This is a genomic window from Campylobacter concisus (genome assembly GCF_002913765.1).
In the GTDB taxonomy this organism is placed as follows: Bacteria; Campylobacterota; Campylobacteria; order Campylobacterales; family Campylobacteraceae; genus Campylobacter_A; species Campylobacter_A concisus_BB.
Window position 1 is genome coordinate 162,429 of sequence record NZ_PPCH01000017.1, and the last position, 18,461, is coordinate 180,889.

The 18,461-nt window shown below is 41.4% G+C and carries 21 protein-coding genes; 18 read left to right on the forward strand and 3 right to left on the reverse strand.

All coding sequences use genetic code 11. The annotated features are described in order from the left end of the window. The first annotated feature begins 39 nt into the window (after positions 1-39). The 8 genes from CYO89_RS05425 to CYO89_RS05460 all read left to right on the forward strand — a co-directional run bounded on the left by CYO89_RS05425 (position 40) and on the right by CYO89_RS05460 (position 9,041). Positions 40-1,740: a methyl-accepting chemotaxis protein gene (locus tag CYO89_RS05425; RefSeq protein ID WP_103597427.1), complete on the forward strand. Its 1,701-nt coding sequence runs from the start codon at positions 40-42 to the stop codon at positions 1,738-1,740. 35 nt (positions 1,741-1,775) lie between these two features. After that, complete coding sequence (locus tag CYO89_RS05430) at positions 1,776-2,342, forward strand: CheB methylesterase domain-containing protein (RefSeq protein WP_021092891.1); 567 nt, start codon at positions 1,776-1,778, stop codon at positions 2,340-2,342. Beyond that, positions 2,332-3,156, forward strand: coding sequence for a CheR family methyltransferase (locus CYO89_RS05435; protein ID WP_103597429.1), 825 nt, complete (start codon positions 2,332-2,334; stop codon positions 3,154-3,156). The genes CYO89_RS05430 and CYO89_RS05435 overlap by 11 nt, the downstream gene beginning before the upstream one ends. Before the next feature lie 87 nt (positions 3,157-3,243). Further along, positions 3,244-5,865: a DNA gyrase subunit A gene (gene gyrA, locus CYO89_RS05440; RefSeq protein WP_103597431.1), complete on the forward strand. Its 2,622-nt coding sequence runs from the start codon at positions 3,244-3,246 to the stop codon at positions 5,863-5,865. Between the two features lie 113 nt (positions 5,866-5,978). Beyond that, positions 5,979-6,410 carry an LPP20 family lipoprotein gene (locus CYO89_RS05445; protein WP_258032537.1) on the forward strand — a complete coding sequence of 144 codons (432 nt, stop codon included), beginning with the start codon at positions 5,979-5,981 and terminating at the stop codon, positions 6,408-6,410. Then, positions 6,386-6,778 (forward strand): hypothetical protein, encoded by a 393-nt coding sequence (locus CYO89_RS05450; RefSeq protein WP_087578732.1) that lies wholly within the window; start codon positions 6,386-6,388, stop codon positions 6,776-6,778. Before CYO89_RS05445 ends, CYO89_RS05450 begins: the two co-directional genes overlap by 25 nt. 12 nt (positions 6,779-6,790) lie before the next feature. Next, entirely contained in the window at positions 6,791-7,945 is a 1,155-nt protein-coding gene (locus tag CYO89_RS05455) for a sigma-54-dependent transcriptional regulator (RefSeq protein ID WP_103597435.1), read from the forward strand. A 70-nt stretch (positions 7,946-8,015) separates the two neighbouring features. Next, complete coding sequence (locus tag CYO89_RS05460) at positions 8,016-9,041, forward strand: aspartate-semialdehyde dehydrogenase (RefSeq protein ID WP_002939724.1); 1,026 nt, start codon at positions 8,016-8,018, stop codon at positions 9,039-9,041. Positions 9,042-9,088: 47 nt separating this feature from the next. Here the strand turns inward: CYO89_RS05460 and CYO89_RS05465 are convergent, their stop codons facing one another. From CYO89_RS05465 to CYO89_RS05475, 3 genes are all read right to left on the reverse strand, one after another. Next, entirely contained in the window at positions 9,089-9,502 is a 414-nt protein-coding gene (locus CYO89_RS05465) for an Rrf2 family transcriptional regulator (protein WP_103597436.1), read from the reverse strand. Positions 9,503-9,577: 75 nt separating this feature from the next. Next, the gene (locus tag CYO89_RS05470; protein WP_343219172.1) at positions 9,578-10,081 is read right to left on the reverse strand and encodes an NAD(P)-dependent oxidoreductase; all 504 of its coding nucleotides are present in this window, start codon (positions 10,079-10,081) and stop codon (positions 9,578-9,580) included. Positions 10,082-10,213: 132 nt separating this feature from the next. Continuing rightward, entirely contained in the window at positions 10,214-10,588 is a 375-nt protein-coding gene (locus tag CYO89_RS05475; RefSeq protein ID WP_103597440.1) for a cupin domain-containing protein, read from the reverse strand. A gap of 163 nt (positions 10,589-10,751) precedes the next feature. Between CYO89_RS05475 and CYO89_RS10580 the strand changes: the two genes are divergently transcribed. The 10 genes from CYO89_RS10580 to CYO89_RS05520 form a co-directional block, all read left to right on the forward strand. Then, positions 10,752-11,255 (forward strand): ABC transporter six-transmembrane domain-containing protein, encoded by a 504-nt coding sequence (locus CYO89_RS10580; RefSeq protein WP_234401081.1) that lies wholly within the window; start codon positions 10,752-10,754, stop codon positions 11,253-11,255. After that, positions 11,239-11,637: an ABC transporter six-transmembrane domain-containing protein gene (locus CYO89_RS10585; RefSeq protein ID WP_234401078.1), complete on the forward strand. Its 399-nt coding sequence runs from the start codon at positions 11,239-11,241 to the stop codon at positions 11,635-11,637. Before CYO89_RS10580 ends, CYO89_RS10585 begins: the two co-directional genes overlap by 17 nt. Then, a complete protein-coding gene (locus tag CYO89_RS05485; protein ID WP_258032534.1) occupies positions 11,612-12,535 on the forward strand; it encodes a cation diffusion facilitator family transporter in 924 nt (307 codons plus the stop codon). The genes CYO89_RS10585 and CYO89_RS05485 overlap by 26 nt, the downstream gene beginning before the upstream one ends. A 26-nt stretch (positions 12,536-12,561) precedes the next feature. After that, positions 12,562-12,957, forward strand: coding sequence for a transporter (locus CYO89_RS05490; RefSeq protein ID WP_103597444.1), 396 nt, complete (start codon positions 12,562-12,564; stop codon positions 12,955-12,957). 89 nt (positions 12,958-13,046) lie between these two features. Next, positions 13,047-14,837, forward strand: coding sequence for a translation elongation factor 4 (lepA, locus tag CYO89_RS05495; RefSeq protein ID WP_021087702.1), 1,791 nt, complete (start codon positions 13,047-13,049; stop codon positions 14,835-14,837). 187 nt (positions 14,838-15,024) lie between these two features. Continuing rightward, a complete protein-coding gene (locus CYO89_RS05500) occupies positions 15,025-15,255 on the forward strand; it encodes a 2-hydroxymuconate tautomerase family protein (protein ID WP_009294206.1) in 231 nt (76 codons plus the stop codon). Then, positions 15,249-15,971 carry a hypothetical protein gene (locus tag CYO89_RS05505; RefSeq protein WP_103597446.1) on the forward strand — a complete coding sequence of 241 codons (723 nt, stop codon included), beginning with the start codon at positions 15,249-15,251 and terminating at the stop codon, positions 15,969-15,971. The genes CYO89_RS05500 and CYO89_RS05505 overlap by 7 nt, the downstream gene beginning before the upstream one ends. A gap of 10 nt (positions 15,972-15,981) precedes the next feature. Continuing rightward, positions 15,982-16,539, forward strand: coding sequence for a YajG family lipoprotein (locus CYO89_RS05510; protein WP_103580763.1), 558 nt, complete (start codon positions 15,982-15,984; stop codon positions 16,537-16,539). Then, on the forward strand, positions 16,539-17,108 hold the full coding sequence (locus CYO89_RS05515; RefSeq protein ID WP_103597447.1) for a ComF family protein: 570 nt from the start codon (positions 16,539-16,541) through the stop codon (positions 17,106-17,108). Before CYO89_RS05510 ends, CYO89_RS05515 begins: the two co-directional genes overlap by 1 nt. A gap of 113 nt (positions 17,109-17,221) precedes the next feature. Next, positions 17,222-18,461: cache domain-containing protein (locus CYO89_RS05520; protein WP_141090720.1), on the forward strand; the 1,240-nt coding region annotated here is incomplete at its 3' end.

Below are 18,461 nucleotides of genomic sequence, written 5' to 3' on the forward strand. Positions count from 1 at the left end.
TCAAAATTAAGGAAATTTAAACATTAAAAAGGAGGTATTATGAAAATTTCATCAAAAGTGACGATGATGATTGTCTCGTCCCTACTGGTGCTTGGAGCCATCTTAGTCTTTCTAAATATTTACGAGCAAAACAAAGCGATAGAATTTTCTACCAAACAGCTGACTGAAACGATCTTAGCCGACAAAAGAGCAGCTTTAAGTGAAGAGATGGATATCGTTTCAAACATTTTGCTAAAAATTCAAGAGGTCTATGACGACGCAAACGAGACCATTGAAGATCAAAAAGAAGATATTATCGACTATCTCTCAAAGGCTAGATTTGGCGATGATAAAAAGGGATACTTTAGTATCTACACCACAAAAGGTGTGGTTATCTCTAGTCCTGGAGTGCCTGAGTATAACGGTCTTGATAGACTTGAAGCAACTGACGCAAATGGCTATAAATACATAAAAGATCTTATGCAAAAAGCCTCAGAAAATAGCGAGGGCGCTTTTGTAAATTTTGTAGCTAAAGCAAAAGATGGCTCAACAGTTAGAAAGATAGGAAAAGGGCTAAAACTAAGCCTCTTTCATGAAGATGTAGTGCTGATGTCTGTTGTTGGTCTTGAGGGCATGTATAAAGAGATAGATAAAATTTCAGCTACCATGCAAAATGATGCCAATGCAAACACTACAAATTTCATTGTTATAGCCATCGTAGTCTTAATCATCTCACTAATAGTTGCTATGCTTTACTCTAAATTTTCTATCACAAAACCGCTAAATGAGCTAATCATGCGGGCTACAAACCTCTCAAGTGGCGATGGCGATCTAACAAGAAAACTAGAAGTTGTAGGCAAAGATGAGATAGCAAAAGCCAGCGAAGCCATAAATAAATTTATAGAAAAAGTAAGGGTTTTAATCTCGGAGGCAAAAGATATCTCAAATGAAAATAGCTCCATCGCAAACGAGCTTAGCTCAACCTCAGTCCAAACTGGTCGTGGGGTAGAAAACTCAAGTAAGATAGTTCAGAACGCTGGGAAGGATTGCGCTGAGATACAATCATATATGAAAGATTCAATCGAAGTTGCAAAAGGTGGCAAAGATGATCTTAAAAAGGCGCTAACCTACGTTGATGAGACCTTAAATACCATCTCAAATTTATCTTCAGAGATCGCTCAGACATCTGATATTGAGAACCAAATGGCTGGCAAGATCGAGCAGCTTAGCCGTGACGCTGAGCAGGTTAAATCAGTCCTTGTGGTTATAAATGACATCGCTGATCAGACAAATTTACTAGCTCTTAATGCAGCCATTGAGGCGGCACGTGCAGGTGAGCATGGACGTGGCTTTGCAGTCGTTGCTGACGAGGTTAGAAAGCTAGCTGAGCGCACTCAAAAGAGCCTTACTGAGATAAACGCAACTATCAATGTCATCGTTCAAGCGATAAATGAAAGTAGCGAGCAAATGAGCATCAACTCTAAGCAAATAAGCGAGCTAACAGGCGTGGCAAACAACGCGCAAAATACCATAAGAGATATGAGCGATATCATGAGATCAGCCATAGGACTATCTGATAAAACTATCGAGGACTATATAAAGACTGGCAAGGATATTGACGATATAGTAAAAAGCATGGAGGGCATAAGTCAAATTTCATCTCAAAGTACAAGAAGCGTAGAAGAGATAGCATCAGCTGCTGAGCATCTAAACAAGATGACAGATACGCTAAATGCAAAACTTGGCGAATTTAGAACTTGATTTGTGTGGTAAATTTTAAATTTTAAAGGCAATTAGTGGCTCAAAAACTGGTCTTAATAGGGGCTTCAACAGGAGGCCCAGGTCATATAAAAAAACTATTAAAAGATATAAATTTAAATGGTGCGATGGTCGTCATAGCTCAGCACATGAACAAGATGTTTATAAACTCATTTGTCACGCAAATGGGCAGGGAGTGCAATATAAATGTTGAAATTCTAAGCGAAAAGACAAATTTAAGAGAAAATATCGTCTATATCTGTGATCAAAATTTTGAAATTTCAGCGACTTTGCCAGTTAGTGCAAAGCCACAACCTGAGATAAAAACGATATACACGCCAAATGTTGATGTGCTTTTTAACTCAGGCACGCAGATCGCCAAAAATGTAAATTTACTTGCGATCTTGCTAACTGGCATCGGCGATGATGGCGCAGCTGGGCTTGATAAGCTCTATAAAGCAGGTGCAAAATGCATAGCTGAAAACGAAGAGAGCGCGATAGTTTATGGCATGCCAAAGCGTGCTAAAGAGCTAAATCAAAATTTAAAATCGTTAAATTTAATGATGATAAGAAAAGAGCTTGAGGAGTTTTTAAATGCTTTTTAACAAAGTGGATAAACAAAGCGAAGTTTTAGAGGCAAAAGCACCAAGCGATATGGATGGATTTAACGAATTTATGAGCACTATAAAGACGCTTTGCGGGGTTGATCTGGAGCCAAAGAGAGACATCACTCTGCAAAGAGTTAGTATATTTGCCAAAAATCGCCAGATAAAAAGCTTTAAAGATCTAGTTTCGATGATAAGATTTGACACGCTGCTTAGGCAAGATCTTTTAAATTTAGTCACCGTAAATGAGACATATTTTTATAGAGAGCTAGCACAGCTAAAAGACGTGATCTACTACGCAAAAGAGCTTGGGGAGGCTAGAATTTTATGTGCGCCTTGCTCAACTGGCGATGAGACCTATTCGCTTGCTATGCTTGCTTATGAATTTGGCCTTAGACAAAGTGATATCCAGCTAACTGGCATCGACATAAACTCAGAAGCCATACAAGCTTGTAGCGTCGGAAGCTATGGCGAGAGGAGCTTACATAGGCTAAGCGAGTTTCAAAAGGAGAGATTTTTTACAAAAAAAGATGACAAATTTTTCATCAAAAAAGAAATTTTACCAAGGTGTGAGTTTAAAATTTTAAATGTTTTTGACGATGCGATGTTTAATCTTGGTAAATTTGACATCGTCCTTTCAAGAAATATGATGATATATTTTGACGACGAATTTAGGCTAAAATGCGTTGAGAGACTGCATAGGATGCTTAAGCCAGAGGGCAGGCTCTACGCAGGACACGCCGATCTTGTGCCTTACACCCCACTTTATACAAAGCGTTTTTCAAACGGAGCTACATATTACGAGCGTGCTTAGGGTTAAATTTAACCCAGGCCGCTTTGCCCTTAGAAAGTTTTTATCAATTTTTAGCTAAAATCCCTCAAGCTAAATTTAAGGATAAAAATGAAAGACAATCTACTTGAATTAACTCAAGATATCGCTTCAGTTGATATCGAAGATTCTATAAAAAATAGCTATCTTGACTACTCTATGAGCGTCATCGTTGGACGTGCTTTGCCTGACGCTAGAGACGGACTAAAGCCAGTTCATAGAAGAATTTTATACGCTATGGATAACCTCGGCGTTGGCAGCAGAAGTGCTTATATGAAGTCAGCTCGTATCGTCGGTGAAGTCATCGGTAAGTACCACCCACACGGCGACATAGCGGTTTATGACGCACTTGTTCGTATGGCTCAGAAATTTTCTATGCGCTATCCAGTCGTTGATGGACAAGGAAACTTTGGCTCGATTGACGGCGATAGCGCAGCTGCGATGCGTTATACCGAAGCTAGAATGACCATGCTTACTGAAGAGCTTTTAAAAGATATCGACAAAGACACGGTTGATTTTGTACCAAACTACGACGATAGAGAGGTTGAGCCAGATGTTTTGCCTAGCCGTGTGCCAAATTTATTGCTAAACGGCTCAAGTGGTATCGCGGTCGGCATGGCGACAAATATCCCACCACACAGCCTTGATGAGCTAATAGACGGTCTTTTGCTACTTCTTGAAAACAAAGAGGCGACGCTTGAAGAGGTGATGGAATTTATAAAAGGTCCAGACTTCCCAACTGGCGGTATCATCTTTGGTAAAAAAGGCATCATAGAGGCCTACCGCACAGGTCGTGGCAGGGTCAAACTAAGAGCCAAAACTCACATAGAAAAAAAGCCAAACAAAGATGTCATCGTTATCGACGAGCTACCTTATCAAACAAACAAAGCAAGGCTTATCGAGCAGATCGCTGAGCTTGTAAAAGATAAGCAGATAGATGGCATTAGCGAGGTTAGAGACGAGTCAGACAAGGACGGCATCCGCGTAGTCATCGAGCTAAAACGCGACGCGATGAGTGACATCGTGCTAAATAATCTCTTTAAATCAACCACGATGGAGAGCACTTTTGGCGTTATTATGCTTGCTATTAATAACAAAGAGCCAAAGGTGTTTAACCTTATCGAGCTACTTAAGCTATTTTTAAATCACAGAAAAACAGTTATCATTAGAAGGACGATATTTGAGCTTGAAAAAGCGCGCGCAAGAGCCCACATCTTAGAGGGTCTAAAGATCGCACTTGATAACATCGACGAGGTGATCGAGCTTATTAGAAATAGTGCCGATACAGCCGTTGCTAGAGAGGGCTTGATGAGTAAATTTAACCTCTCAGAGCTTCAAGCAAATGCTATCCTTGATATGCGTCTAAGCAAGCTTACAGGCCTAGAGAGAGAAAAACTAGAGGCCGAGCTAGCCGAGCTTATGGCTGAGATCGCAAGACTTGATGAAATTTTAAAGAGCGAGACATTGCTTGAAAATTTGATTAAAGAAGAGCTTCTTGAGATTAAAAATAAATTTAAAGTACCAAGAGTGACTGAGATCGTTGATGACTACGATGATATCGACATCGAAGACCTCATACCAAATGAAAATATGGTCGTAACCATAACTCACCGCGGCTATATCAAGCGTGTGCCAAGCAAGCAGTACGAGAAGCAAAAACGCGGCGGCAAGGGCAAAGTAGCGGTCACGACATACGATGATGACTTTATAGAGAGCTTCTTTACTTCAAATACTCACGATACGCTTATGTTTGTAACTGACCGCGGACAGCTCTACTGGCTAAAAGTCTATAAGATCCCAGAGGGAAGCCGCACAGCAAAAGGCAAAGCAGTTGTAAATTTGATCCAGTTGCAGCCTGATGAGAAGATAAAAGCGATCATCCCAACGACTGACTTTGATGAGAGCAAATCGCTAGCATTCTTTACTAAAAACGGCATCGTAAAACGCACAAATTTAAGCGAGTTTAAAAACATCCGCTCAGTTGGCGTAAGAGCTATAAGCCTTGATGAGAACGACGAGCTAGTAACTGCGCTCATCGCTCAAACATACGATGATATGCCGGTCACCGACCCTGAAAATGAGCTAAGCGTAGAGACAGAGGTTCTTGAAGTTGAAGAGCTTCAAAATGAGATCGACGAAGATAATGTAAATGCCGAAGAGGACACAAACTCAGGCGATGAGACAATGCTATTTGTTGTTACTAAAAAGGGTATGTGTCTTAAATTTAAGATCAGCAAGGTTCGCCAAATGGGAAGAACTGCACGCGGCGTAACTGGTATCAAATTTAAAGAGCCAGGCGATGAGGTCGTAGGTGCAGCAGTCATCGAAAGCAATGACCAAGAAATTTTAAGCATATCTCAAAAAGGTATCGGCAAGCGCACAACCGCTGATGAGTATCGCTTGACAAACCGTGGTGGCAAAGGCGTCATCTGCATGAAACTAACAAGCAGAACAGGCGATCTAGTGGGCGTTGTGATGGTTGATGAAGAGCAAGATCTTATGGCTCTAACATCAAGTGGCAAGATGATAAGAGTAGATATGCAAAGCATCCGCAAAGCAGGACGTAACACAAGCGGCGTGATCGTGGTAAATGTAGATGGCGATGATGTTGTAAGTATCGCAAGATGCCCTAAGGCAGATGATGGCGAGGACGAGGATGAAGCACCAAGCGAAGATATGGGGCTTTTGGAATAAATTTTGCTATTAAAATTTAAATAAAAGCATAAAAAAGGTTGTTTATGAAGGTTAAAATTTTATCTTTTGCTTTGATGATTGCTATTTTTGGCGGCTGCTCATTTAATGGCTTTATGGGCGAGCCAACTAGCACATCAAACCGCAACGTAGTCATCCAAAAGGTCGATAAAGACGATCTTAGAGATGTGATGAAAAAAGAGAAGATGATATATGATAGCGCTCCAAGAGAGACCACTTTTAGAGCCACAGGCGAGGGCATAGCTCCGCTAAATTCGCTCTCATATGCTCAGTCAGTCACTCTTGCAAAAAGAGCAGCGATGGCTGATGCTTATTCGCAGCTTGCAGGTAAGCTTTATGGCGTAAAGATCAACGCTGAAGACACCGTAAGAGACGCGATGCTAAATGACTCATCTATCACTTCAAAGGTTCAAGGTCTTGTTAAAAACGCAAGGATCGTGAATGAAAATTTCAAAGACGGGCTTTATAAGGTAAATATGGAGCTTAAGATAGACGAAGATAAGTGGCGCGAAGTCTTTTCTTACTAACGATACTTTTAAATTTCGCCTTTTGCCTGGAGGAGTTTATCTTCTGGGCGAAGGTTGATACGAAAAATCAAATAGTTGCCTTTGAAGAAATTTCATTTTCTAAGGCGATGACTCTCTCGCCCAATCCAAAACCAAAATTTCTTTGCCAGATAGATGCTTTTAAAGATGAAAACACCACAACTCTTGGCTTTTTAAATTTACACAAAGATGAAATTTTTGACTGCTTTGCTTTAAAAAAAGTGATGATAAAAAATGAGCTAAATGTCAAAAATGCGCAGGTCACAAATGCTTCAAATTTGAAAATTTTGCCAGTTAGATTTATGGTGGAATTTAAGCCAAAATCCGCTATCATCGGCACACTTCAATAAAAAAGAGATCAAATGAATATCGTCATAGTAGAAGATGACATCAATATGCGAAAGTCGCTTGAGATCGCACTTGGTGAATATGAAGAGCTAAACATCAAGAGCTATAAGAGCGCAGTTGAAGCTCTAAAAAAGCTAAGCGACGACACTGATCTAATAATCACCGATATAAACATGCCAAAGATGGACGGACTTGAGTTCATTAAAGAGTTAAATGGCAAATTTGACGTCATCATAATGACTGGAAACGCCACACTCAATAAGGCGATCGAGAGCGTTAGACTCGGCGTGAAAGACTTTTTAACAAAGCCATTTGACGTCTCGACGCTTTATGAGGCGATAAAAAGGGTAGAGGCACTAAAACAAAAAACTCCAAAAAGCATAAAAAAAGTTGAAACTAAAAGCGAAAATAACGGCTTTTTAGCCACTTCAAAGGCGCTTGAAGCGACGCTAAATATCGCGCTAAAAGCTGCAAGAACTGACGCCTCAATAATGCTTAGTGGCGAAAGCGGCGTTGGCAAGGAGGTCTTTGCTAAATTTATCCACGCAAACTCACCAAGAAAAGATGCTGCATTTATCGCTTTAAACATGGCTGCGATCCCTGAAAATTTGATAGAAAGTGAGCTTTTTGGCTTTGAAAAAGGCGCTTTTACTGACGCTGCGACTACCAAAAAAGGGCAGTTTGAGCTGGCAAATGGCGGAACGCTATTTTTAGATGAGATCGGCGAGATGCCTATAAATTTGCAGCCAAAATTGCTTCGTGCTTTGCAGGAGCGCGAGATAACAAGACTTGGCGCTACAAAGAGCGAAAAGATAGACGTTCGCATCATCTGCGCTACAAATGCAAATTTAGAGCTTGCTATGAAAGAGGGCAGGTTTAGAGAGGATCTTTTCTACCGCCTAAACACGATCCCGCTTTTCATCCCGCCACTTCGCGAGCGAAAGGATGAAATTTTACCTATCGCGCAGGATGCTTTGGACAAATACTGCAAAGAGTATGGCTTTGAGGCTAAAAATTTCTCAAAAGCAGCCAAAGAGGAGCTTTTAGGCTACGACTATCCAGGTAACATAAGAGAGCTCATCTCAGTCGTGCAGCGTGCAGCGATACTAAGCGAGGGCGATGAAATTTTGCCAAAAGATCTATTTTTGCAAGCAAGAAGTAAAAAATAGGTAAAAATTTAAGTTTTTGGCTAGTAAAATTATGCAAATTAAGAAAATTAAAAGAAACCAAGGAGAGCAGATGAGAAAATTTAACGTAGCGGTCGTTGGTGCTACTGGAGCGGTCGGCGAAGAGCTTTTTAGAGTTATGGAGGAGGTTGATTTCCCAGTTGGTGAGCTTTTGCCACTTGCAAGCGCAAAGAGCGTTGGCATGGAGATCGAATTTAAGGGCAAACACTACAAAGTAAAAGAGCTAACCGAGAAAGTTTTTAGCGAGCACGAGATCGATATTGCATTTTTTAGTGCAGGCGGCTCAGTTTCAGAGAAATTTGCCAAATTTGCAGCTGATAGCGGCGCGGTAGTCATCGATAATACTAGCCATTTTAGAATGGATAAAGATATCCCGCTAGTCGTGCCCGAGTGTAACCCAAGTGACATTGCTATGTGGAAAAACCGCGGCATCATCGCTAATCCAAACTGTTCAACCATCCAAATGGTACAAATTTTAAAACCACTAAATGACGCTTTTGGCATCAACAGGGTCGATGTTTCTACCTATCAAGCAGCAAGTGGCGCTGGCAAAGAGGGTATGGAGGAGCTTGTTGTGCAGATGCAAAAGTTTTTTGAATTTAAGCTTGATGAGTGCGAGCCAAAGGTCTTTGCGCACCGCCTAGCGCTAAATGTGATCCCACACATCGACGTCTTTTTGGATAACGACTACACAAAAGAAGAGATGAAAATGGTCAATGAGACGCAAAAAATTCTTCACAAAGATATCGAAGTGAGCGCTACTTGCGTGCGTGTGCCAGTGCTTAGAAGCCACTCTGAGGCGATCACTATCCATTTTGACAAAGACGTGAGCGCAGATGCGGCAAGAGAGGTTTTAAGCAAAGCTCCAAGCGTCGTCGTAGTCGATAATCCAGCTAAAAAAGAGTATCCGATGCCTACTATCTCAAGCGATACAAACGAGACTTATGTTGGTAGGATCAGGGTTGATAACTTTAGATCAAATGTGCTTCACCTTTGGTGCAGTGCCGATCAGATCCGCGTCGGAGCTGCGACAAATGCCGTCAGGATCGCACAAAAATGGATCACGATGCAGGAGTAGTTTGTAAATTTATTTTAGGCTAGAAAGGATCAATCTCTAGCCTAAATTTATCTTGCAAGCTCGTCTAATAAATCTTGCAAAGTAACGTTTTTTAGCTCGTTTTCTAGGGCAGTTTGTGCTCTTAAAAAGTGCCCGCTTAAAAGCTCTTCTATCCTGCCACCAAGCGGGCAGGCTTTTGGTGAGTCAGAGTGAATTTTAAAAAGTTTTTCTTTATTATTTACTGCGTTAAAAATTTCAAGTAAATTTATATCTTTTGGCTCTTTTGCAAGGCTCACCCCACCAACTCCAGCTGCGACATTTACGAGCCCTGCAGCCTTTAGAGTGCCAAGCAGGCGCCTAACGATAACTGGGTTTGTGTTTATGCTGCCAGCTATAAATTCGCTTGTAACCTTCTCATTTTCAAAAAATTTAGCACATAAAAGCGCGTGTATCGCGGTTGAAAATTTAATGCCAACTTGCATAAGCTCCCTTAAATTTCATATTTAAACCCCTAAGTTTAGCAGGCGTAAGTTTAAATTTGCCTGCTAAAACCAAACTCACGCTCTCTCGCCAACTGCGGTGAAGCGCTTTTGGATAAATTTCTTGTTTTTTAGCTCGTCAATGATCGCAAGCGCAAGGTCTGCGTAGCTTATGTAGCTCTCATTTTTTGAGTTTAGTATGAGATCATCCCCGCCAAGCACGTATTTGCCAGTGCGAGCGCCGTTTGCGTCGTAGTCGCCTGCTGGACTTACGTATGTCCAAAGCACATTTGTGCCACCTTTTAGCTCAAAATATGACTCCGCCGTAGCCTTTGCTACGCCCATATATGCTGCTGGAAAGTCTGGCGTATCCATGACCATAGTGCCTTTGCTATCAACAAATAACGTGCCAGCGCCGCCAACTACGATGAGCCTTGTGCTAGTGCCTTTTAGTAAATTTACTAGGTGAGCGGCCACTTTTTTGTGAAGCGGGAAAGTTTCTTCGCTCCATGCCGCAAATGCGCTGATAACCGCATCAAAGCCTGTTAGATCAGCTTTTGTAGGCTCAAAAATATCTTTTATAGATGACTTTTACGTCGTCGTTTTGCTCTTTGTTTTCTAACGATCGCCGAGTTTTGAAGCCATTTTTAGATAAATTTACGCCGCTTTTGCCGTTTGTGCCTAAGATTGCTATTTAAATTTTGCTTTTTAAATTTACAGCCAGCTTGGCTTTACGTCATCAACTATCACGCCGTCAGTCATAGTGTATTGCTCTAGGCTACCGCGTTTTGTCTGGATGCAGATCATTTTGATGCCGTTTTTGCCAGCTTTAAAGCACCTTTTGCCATCTGGATCTATGCGCATTGCGTCGCCTTTGCTTACTTTTATCACTTCGCCGTCGATGAAAAGCTCGCCATCGCCATCAGTGATGATGTAAAGCTCCTCGTTTTGCTTGTGTGCATGGACAAATGGCACGCTCACATTTGCTGGAAGTTCGTTTATAGATACCTCACAGCCAGTTAAATTTAAAGCCTCTTTTAGCTCGACTCTTGGCTCGTTTGCGACCTTTGCAACTTGATAATTTTTCATTTTGTTCTCCTTGTTCTTTGTGTTGTAATCTTTTTTCTTACAACCGATGAGCGAAGTATAGTGATTTTTTGTTGTAATGTCAAGAGTTACAACTAAAAACTATCAAAATTTGCAAATTTAGGCTAAAATTTACGAAGAATTTATGATAACTTGGAGTTAAAATTTGCAAAATAACGCCTTTAAAACGCTAAAGAGCATAGCTACCGAGCACAACAAAAAGCTCATTTTGACCTTTACTTTGGTGCTAGCAGAGAACGGACTTTTTCTAGCATACCCGATATTTGCGGGCTTTGCGATCAACGCAATCATACAAGGAAACACGTCAAATGCCCTTATTTACGCACTTTTTGTGCTCATAGCGTGGCTTGTAGGAGCCATTAGGCGCCGCGTGGATACGCAAGTTTTTGCAAATATCTACGCAAAGCTTGCTGTAAATGTCATCATGAATGAAAAACAAAATGCCAAAGACGACTCCGCCATCATCGCCAGAGTAGCGCTCTCGCGAGAGTTTGTAAATTTCTTTGAGACGCATTTTCCTATGTTTTTTACATCGGTCATTTCGATCATCGGCTCAGCGTTTATGCTCATCTTTGTCGAGCCAAAGGTCGCTGCGGCGTGCTTTGTAGTGATGACCTTTTTTTCTTATATTTTTGCTAAAATATATTAAGAAAAATGACGACCTTTATCTTCGCTTAAATGACCGCTTAGAAAAAGAGGCAAAGGTGATAGGTGTTTTTAATAAAAGCACGCTAAATAGGCACTATGATGTCGTTTCTAAATTTCGTATAGCGATCTCAAATAGGGAGGCGATGAGCTATTTTATCATCGGCATCAGCGCTTCGCTGCTCTTTTTGGTGGCGATAATAGTGCTAAGCTCGCAGCAGACAAATGCCGGCCACATCTACTCTGTGATGACCTATATATGGAATTTCGTCATCAGCCTTGACGACTCGCCAAAGCTCATCGAGGGATTTTCAAATTTAAAAGATATCGGCAAGAGGATCGACGCCAAAAAGAAGGACAATGATGCACAACAAGAGCGTTCTTAGAAATTCGTTTTTTCTAATTTTCACGTTTATGATAGTTGAGGCCGTTTTTGGCTTCGTTTCAAACTCGCTTGCGCTTATTAGCGACGCATTTCACATGCTCTCAGACGCTGCAGCTCTCTTTTTGTCGCTCATGGCGTTTAAAATTTCAGAAAAAAGGGCAAATTTACAAAAGACCTTTGGCTACAAAAGGGTCGAGATCATCGCCGCTTTCATAAATGCTATCGCTCTTATCGCGCTGGCTATCTTTGTCATAGTCGAAGCTATCATTAGGCTTTTTAGCGAGCCAGAGATAGAGGCTGAAACGATGCTTTTTGTTAGCATTTTGGGGCTTGTGGTAAATTTAGTCGTGGCTATTTATATGCATAAAAGCGCTGATACAAAAGAAAATTTAAACATGAAAGGTGCTTATTTGCACGTGCTTGGCGACACGCTTGGCTCGGTTGGCGCCATCGTTGCAGCGCTTCTTGTGATAAAATTTAACTTCACGCAGGCCGATAGCATCGCAAGTATCTTTGTCTCGCTACTCATCATAAAAAGTGGCGCTAGCTTGCTAAAAGATAGCTTTAATATCCTGATCGAAGCCGTACCGCTTAAGCTTGATACGGATGAAATTTTAGGCGTTATAAAGGGAGTAGATGGCGTTAAAATCGTGCATGACCTGCATATCTGGGCGATAAATGCTGGCACAAACGCGCTCATAGCCCACGTGGTGGTGGATGATGCGCTAAGCGTGGCTGAAATTTCAAAGATGATAAAGCGCATCGAGCACGAGCTTTCTCACGCAGGCATCGGCCATGTCACGCTTCAGTTTGAGAGCGAGAGCCTTGGGCACAAAGATGATCTCATCTGCGAGCTAAAAAGCGCGCATAAAGACGAGCATTTTGGGCATCATCACTAAAATTTGACGCAAAAGGTTTAAATTTAATGTTTCGCATAAAAAATGAATATCTAATGGTCGTGGCTATGGGTTTGTTTTGCACTTTTATGGGCAGTGTCATAGTTTCTCTTATCGCAGTAAATTTTGTAGTAGCCTTGATCTGCGCTCTATTTTGTATGAAAAAGGATTATATATTTACTTTGTTGCTGGCGTTAAATTTTGCTCTATATTTTAATGCCATAGACACCCCTTTTGAACAACCAGAGCTTTGGACTTATCATGTGCCAGTGCTTGCAACTGCGACATACATGCTTAGTGCTTTAGTTTATGCTTCAGGTTTTCTTATTTTTTTGCCGCTTGTGGCTTACGCCTATTTTTTATATTCGCTTTGCGTTGTGCTCTGTGATCTGCGTAAAATTTTAAGAGCTAAATTTGAGCTTTAAATTTAAACCTTACTGACCTAGCAAACTCATTTTTACTCAACTTTAACGATTTTTTTTATAAAATCGCCTAAAATTTAACTAGGGATTTCATGAAAAACATTAGAAACTTTAGCATCATAGCTCACATCGACCACGGCAAAAGCACGCTTGCTGACCGTCTCATTCAGGAGTGTGGCGCCGTAAGCGACCGTGAGATGAGCTCGCAAATCATGGACACGATGGATATAGAAAAAGAGCGTGGCATCACGATCAAAGCCCAGTCTGTCCGCCTAAACTACGCACTAAATGGGCAAAATTTTGTTTTAAATTTGATAGACACTCCAGGACACGTCGATTTTAGCTACGAGGTAAGCCGCTCTTTGGCTAGCTGCGAGGGCGCACTGCTTGTCGTGGATGCTAGCCAGGGCGTGGAGGCGCAAACCATCGCAAACGTCTATATCGCGCTTGAAAACAACCTAGAGATCATCCCAGTCATCAACAAGATCGACCTACCAGCGGCTGACCCTGCTAGGGTAAAAGACGAGATCGAGCATATCATCGGACTTGACTGCTCAGGAGCGATCGAAGTGAGCGCAAAAACAGGCGTTGGTATAAAAGAGCTACTAGAAGCGATCATCACGAGGATCCCTGCGCCAAATGGCGATGCTAGCAAGCCTACAAAGGCGCTCATTTATGACAGTTGGTTTGACAACTACCTTGGCGCGCTTGCTCTTGTGCGCGTTTATGATGGTGAAATTTCAAAAAATGATGAAATTTTGGTCATGGGCACAGGTAAAAAACACATTGTGCTTGACCTCATGTATCCAAATCCTATAGCACCCATCAAGACCAAAACGCTTAGCGCTGGCGAGGTCGGCATCGTGGTTTTGGGGCTTAAAAACGTTAGCGACGTGCAAGTTGGTGATACGATAACGCAGTCAAGAAATCCTCTAAAAGAGCCAGTTGGTGGCTTTGAGAGGGCTAAGCCGTTTGTTTTTGCGGGGCTTTATCCTATTGAAACTGATAAATTTGAAGATCTGCGTGACGCGCTGGATAAGCTAAAGCTAAATGACAGCTCCATTAGCTACGAGCCAGAGACCTCGGTCGCACTTGGATTTGGCTTTAGGGTTGGCTTTTTAGGTCTTCTTCACATGGAGGTCGTCAAAGAGAGGCTAGAGCGTGAGTTTGACCTTGATCTCATCGCCACAGCGCCAACTGTGACTTATGAAGTCATCCAAACTGATGGGCTAAATTTAAAAATTCAAAACCCAAGTCAGTTGCCACCAGTCAATAAAATAGACTCAATCCTTGAGCCATACGTGAAGGCTACTATCATCACGCCAAGCGAGTTTTTGGGCAACATCATCACACTCTTAAACAATCGCCGCGGCATCCAAACAAAGATGGACTACATCACGACTGACCGCGTATTGCTCGAGTATGACATACCGATGAACGAGATCGTGATGGACTTTTACGACAAGCTAAAGTCAAGCACCAAAGGCTACGCAAGCTTTGACTATGAGCCAAGCGACTACCGCGTGGGCGATCTAGTGAAGCTTGATGTCAAAGTGGCCGGCGAGACGGTCGATGCGCTCTCTATCATCGTGCCTGAGAGCAAGGCACAGACAAAGGGCAGAGACTTCGTAAAGGCGATGAAAGAGATCGTGCCACGTCAGCTCTTTGAGGTGGCGATACAAGCTAGCATCGGCAACAAAATCATAGCTCGTGAAACCGTAAAATCAATGGGCAAAAACGTCACCGCCAAGTGCTACGGCGGCGACATCACTCGTAAGAGAAAGTTGCTAGAAAAGCAAAAAGAGGGTAAGAAGAGGATGAAGGCGATAGGTAAGGTGAATTTGCCGCAGGAGGCGTTTTTATCAGTCCTAAAAATAGACTAATGCGTTGTCTCGCTTTGTCATACTTCGTTGTGTCTAAAATTTACTCGGTCATTACCTGCCATGGTAACTCCCGTCGTAAATTTTACCCACGCCTTGTCTGACTTTGCGATACTGCCGCATTAGGGAGCTTGTTTTGTGGATAGTTTTTGATTAAAATTTAAGTGCTAAATTTACAAAAAGGAGTTCTATGCCGTTTGTGAAAATTTGCGTGACAAAAGAGGGTGATAGCCCAAGCGTGGAGCAAAAAGAGAAGATGATAAGCGGAGTTACAAAGCTAATAAGCGAAATTTTAGGTAGAAGCGCTCAAAATACCGTTGTCATTATCGATGAGATCGATACGAACAACTACGGCATCGCAGGCGAGAGCGTGAAAAATCTCCGCAAAAAACAAAAAGAGCAAAAGGAAGTGAAATGCTAAGAGCGACATTATTAGCAATTTTTGCAGCCGTCTTTCTAACTGGCTGCGTGGCAAAAGCTAGCCTTTGTCTATCGTGCGAGGGCATAGACGGCGTGCAAAGTGCAAGCATAAGCAGCCAAGATAAGACATATTTTGAAGAGGTTTTACGCATACCAGCCGACTGCAGCGCGTGCAAGGGCAGGGGCGATGGCGTCTTTATAAATGGCGTCAAGTATAGAAGCGACGTGGCGATAAACTGCTGCTTAGAAAAAAATATGATCGACATAAATGTCGGGCTAAAGAAGGTCTATTTTCACAGGATCGTGGATGCTAGAAGCAGCGCAAGGTCGATTTATTACACAAGAGAAGATGGTAGTGGCGTAGTCTTTAACTCAAATCCACGTCTTGAAGTGCTCTTTTATATGTTTTTAAAACGTGAGCTAAATTCGCGTGGCATCGTTGTCGTGGATACGCAAACATCGCCTTATACATATAGGCTTGATTTTAGATTTGACGAGCTTAGAGGCACTTACTCTAGAAGCTCTGAAATTTTAAACGGACATCTATATGGCGAGCTTGTGCTTTCAGATATAAATTTCAAAAAACGAATTCCTATCTCGACTAGACACCACGTGGAGAAGCTTGAGGCGTCAAAAAGCGGTCAGTTTGACTTCTTTATCGCACTTTTAGTTAAGCAAGCCGCCATAAAAGTGGCTGATGAGATCACTAAACTTTGAAAGGAAAAATATGAGTAAATTTAAATTTCTAGCTATCTTTGGACTTTTTGTCCTATTTTTGAGCGGTTGTGCGCCTACTCAGACAGTAGTTGCGTTTGATCCTTACAAAACTGCTGCAAGTCAGCAAGCTAACGGCCTTGAAGTATATATAAGTGCGGTGCATGATAGTCGCAAAAACAAAAGCACTATTGCAACTATAACCGATGGTAGAGGCACTGTAAAAGAGTATGTCGTGCTTCAAAATGACCTTGCGACTTACTTTAGCGACTCCCTTAAAAGAGAGCTTGCGGCACGTGGCGCAAATGTAAATGGCATGGGTGGCGTCGTGGTTGAAGTTTTCATAAACGAATTTGAAGCAAATATGAGCGGATATGGCAGCGACAACACAAGGGGCAAGATAAAGATCACTCTTAAAATCCAAAAAGGCGATCAAAGCATCATCAAAAATATCTCAAACAACCAAACCAAATTTGAGCTAGTTCGCACTGGCGGAGCATTTAAGCCATTCTTAACAGACATCATTAATGACGCCGTTAAGCGCTCTGCTATCGCTATCTTAAATAGCTGATGTTTTGTGCGTTTTGCAAGAGCTTTACTCTAAAGACATTTTGTAAAACCTGCTCGCAAATTTTAAGCGAGCCAAGCCCTGTAGTAAGAGAGCTAGAGGGCTTTAAAATTTATAGCTTCTATGGCTACTCTGAGATCAAAGAGCTCATCCACTCAAAGCACCAAATGCACGGACTTTTTATCTATAAAAATTTAGCCAAATTTGCTTTTAAGAAATTTGCTAAAAGCTTTAGCTTCCCAGAGCAAATTTATGCCCTGCCGATAGATGATAGAGTGCATCATGGCTACTCGCACACGGCTATTTTGGCAAATGAACTTCGTGCTAAAAACCTTAAACCCATCTTTCATGCCCTGCATGCGACAAGCAGTGTCAGCTACAGCGGCAAGGATCTTAAATTTAGACAAAACAATCCAAGGAATTTTAAAATTTTAAAAAAGATCACGGCGCCAGTTATCTTAGTCGATGACATCGTAACCACTGGCACAACGATACTAGAAGCTAGAGATACGCTTCAAAAAGCAGGCGTTGATGTGCTTTTTGCGCTTGTTTTAGCAGATGCTAGAAACTAAAATTTATGTGAAATTTTACTTGAAATTTCACACCTAAATAATTGTAGATAGCTATTAACCATAAAAAAATTTTGCCGATATAAACATAAAATTTACACAAAGGGATTTTGTTTATGAAAAAAGCAGCAAACAAGATAGCACTCATTATCGTGGTGCTTTTAGTTGTCTCGCTTGGCGTGTTTTCAACGGTGAATTACACAAATACCAAGGAGAGGATTTATGATTTAGCAAAGGAGTCTAAGACTTCATCTTCAAAAGTTTTGCAGTTTTATATGAATGCATTTTTTGAAGACAAGCTTGCAGCCGTTCAAAATTTTGCTAGTTACATCGAGGCGCATCCGCAAATTTTGGATGACAAAGAGGCTTTAGAAAAAGTGCTGATGAACGCAGCGCAGGTTACTGATTTTTCTGAGTTTTACTTTGGTTATGCGGCTGATGGTGCTGTTTATAACGCTGTGCTTGATGGCAAAGAGCGTAAATTTATGGTTTTTGATCAGAGAAAAAACTATGATGCGAGGGTTAAAGGCTGGTACAAGGACGCTATTGCAAAAGAGGGCATTATCTTTTCAGCTCCATACACAAGCTCAGCTGGTGGCTTAAATTTAACTATCGCTAAAAAGATAGTTGTTGATGGCAAGGTTGTTGGCGTCTTTGGCGTGGATATGGGCATAGATAAGCTTGATAATGAGCTTAATAAGATAAAACCAACTCCAAGTAGCGCAATAGCTTTATTTGATTTAGAGCATAAAAAAATAATTCATTTTGTTCATAAGGATCTTGTTTTATCTGATGCTAGCGAAGCTATGAAGATCATTGACGACTACTCAAACGAGTATAAGAAAAATGGCGATAAAACATTTACTTACAATCTTAGAGGCACAGAAAGACTTCTTGCTTGCGAGCTTTACGATCAAGCAAACTGGCTTGTATGTTCTGCAAACTCTTGGAGCGATTATGATGCAAGCCTTAGCAAAACACTTGTCTCACAAGTCATCTCTTCAGTTATATTTATAGTAGTCATCGTAGCGCTTCTTATATTTATCGTTAGCAGATCGCTTAAGCCACTCTCAAAGATATCTGATTCGCTTATTTCGTTCTTTAAATTTCTAAACTACGAGATCAAAGAGCCAGTTAAGTCAAATATCGTTTCTAAAGATGAATTTGGCGTTATGTCTTCTCTTATAAATGAAAACATCCAAAAGATCCAAACATCTAAAGAAAAAGAGAACACCTTCATCCAAAAAGCCAACACCTTTGTAAATGAGATAAAAGATGGCAACTATGAAGCAAGCTTAGAAGCTGACACAAACAACCCAGCTCTAAATCAACTAAAAAGCACATTTAAAGATCTAC

What these genes read in the sequence shown, in the direction of transcription:
- CYO89_RS05515 (WP_103597447.1), top strand. Translation starts at nt 16,539, where the DNA reads ATGTTTTGTGCGTTTTGCAAGAGCTTTACTCTAAAGACATTTTGTAAA.
- CYO89_RS05460 (WP_002939724.1), top strand. Translation starts at nt 8,016, where the DNA reads ATGAGAAAATTTAACGTAGCGGTCGTTGGTGCTACTGGAGCGGTCGGC.
- CYO89_RS05435 (WP_103597429.1), top strand. Translation starts at nt 2,332, where the DNA reads ATGCTTTTTAACAAAGTGGATAAACAAAGCGAAGTTTTAGAGGCAAAA.
- lepA (WP_021087702.1), top strand. Translation starts at nt 13,047, where the DNA reads ATGAAAAACATTAGAAACTTTAGCATCATAGCTCACATCGACCACGGC.
- CYO89_RS05500 (WP_009294206.1), top strand. Translation starts at nt 15,025, where the DNA reads ATGCCGTTTGTGAAAATTTGCGTGACAAAAGAGGGTGATAGCCCAAGC.
- CYO89_RS05475 (WP_103597440.1), bottom strand. Translation starts at nt 10,588, where the DNA reads ATGAAAAATTATCAAGTTGCAAAGGTCGCAAACGAGCCAAGAGTCGAG.
- gyrA (WP_103597431.1), top strand. Translation starts at nt 3,244, where the DNA reads ATGAAAGACAATCTACTTGAATTAACTCAAGATATCGCTTCAGTTGAT.
- CYO89_RS05455 (WP_103597435.1), top strand. Translation starts at nt 6,791, where the DNA reads ATGAATATCGTCATAGTAGAAGATGACATCAATATGCGAAAGTCGCTT.
- CYO89_RS05445 (WP_258032537.1), top strand. Translation starts at nt 5,979, where the DNA reads ATGGGCGAGCCAACTAGCACATCAAACCGCAACGTAGTCATCCAAAAG.
- CYO89_RS05510 (WP_103580763.1), top strand. Translation starts at nt 15,982, where the DNA reads ATGAGTAAATTTAAATTTCTAGCTATCTTTGGACTTTTTGTCCTATTT.
- CYO89_RS05485 (WP_258032534.1), top strand. Translation starts at nt 11,612, where the DNA reads ATGATGCACAACAAGAGCGTTCTTAGAAATTCGTTTTTTCTAATTTTC.
- CYO89_RS05425 (WP_103597427.1), top strand. Translation starts at nt 40, where the DNA reads ATGAAAATTTCATCAAAAGTGACGATGATGATTGTCTCGTCCCTACTG.
- CYO89_RS05505 (WP_103597446.1), top strand. Translation starts at nt 15,249, where the DNA reads ATGCTAAGAGCGACATTATTAGCAATTTTTGCAGCCGTCTTTCTAACT.
- CYO89_RS05465 (WP_103597436.1), bottom strand. Translation starts at nt 9,502, where the DNA reads ATGCAAGTTGGCATTAAATTTTCAACCGCGATACACGCGCTTTTATGT.
- CYO89_RS05490 (WP_103597444.1), top strand. Translation starts at nt 12,562, where the DNA reads ATGTTTCGCATAAAAAATGAATATCTAATGGTCGTGGCTATGGGTTTG.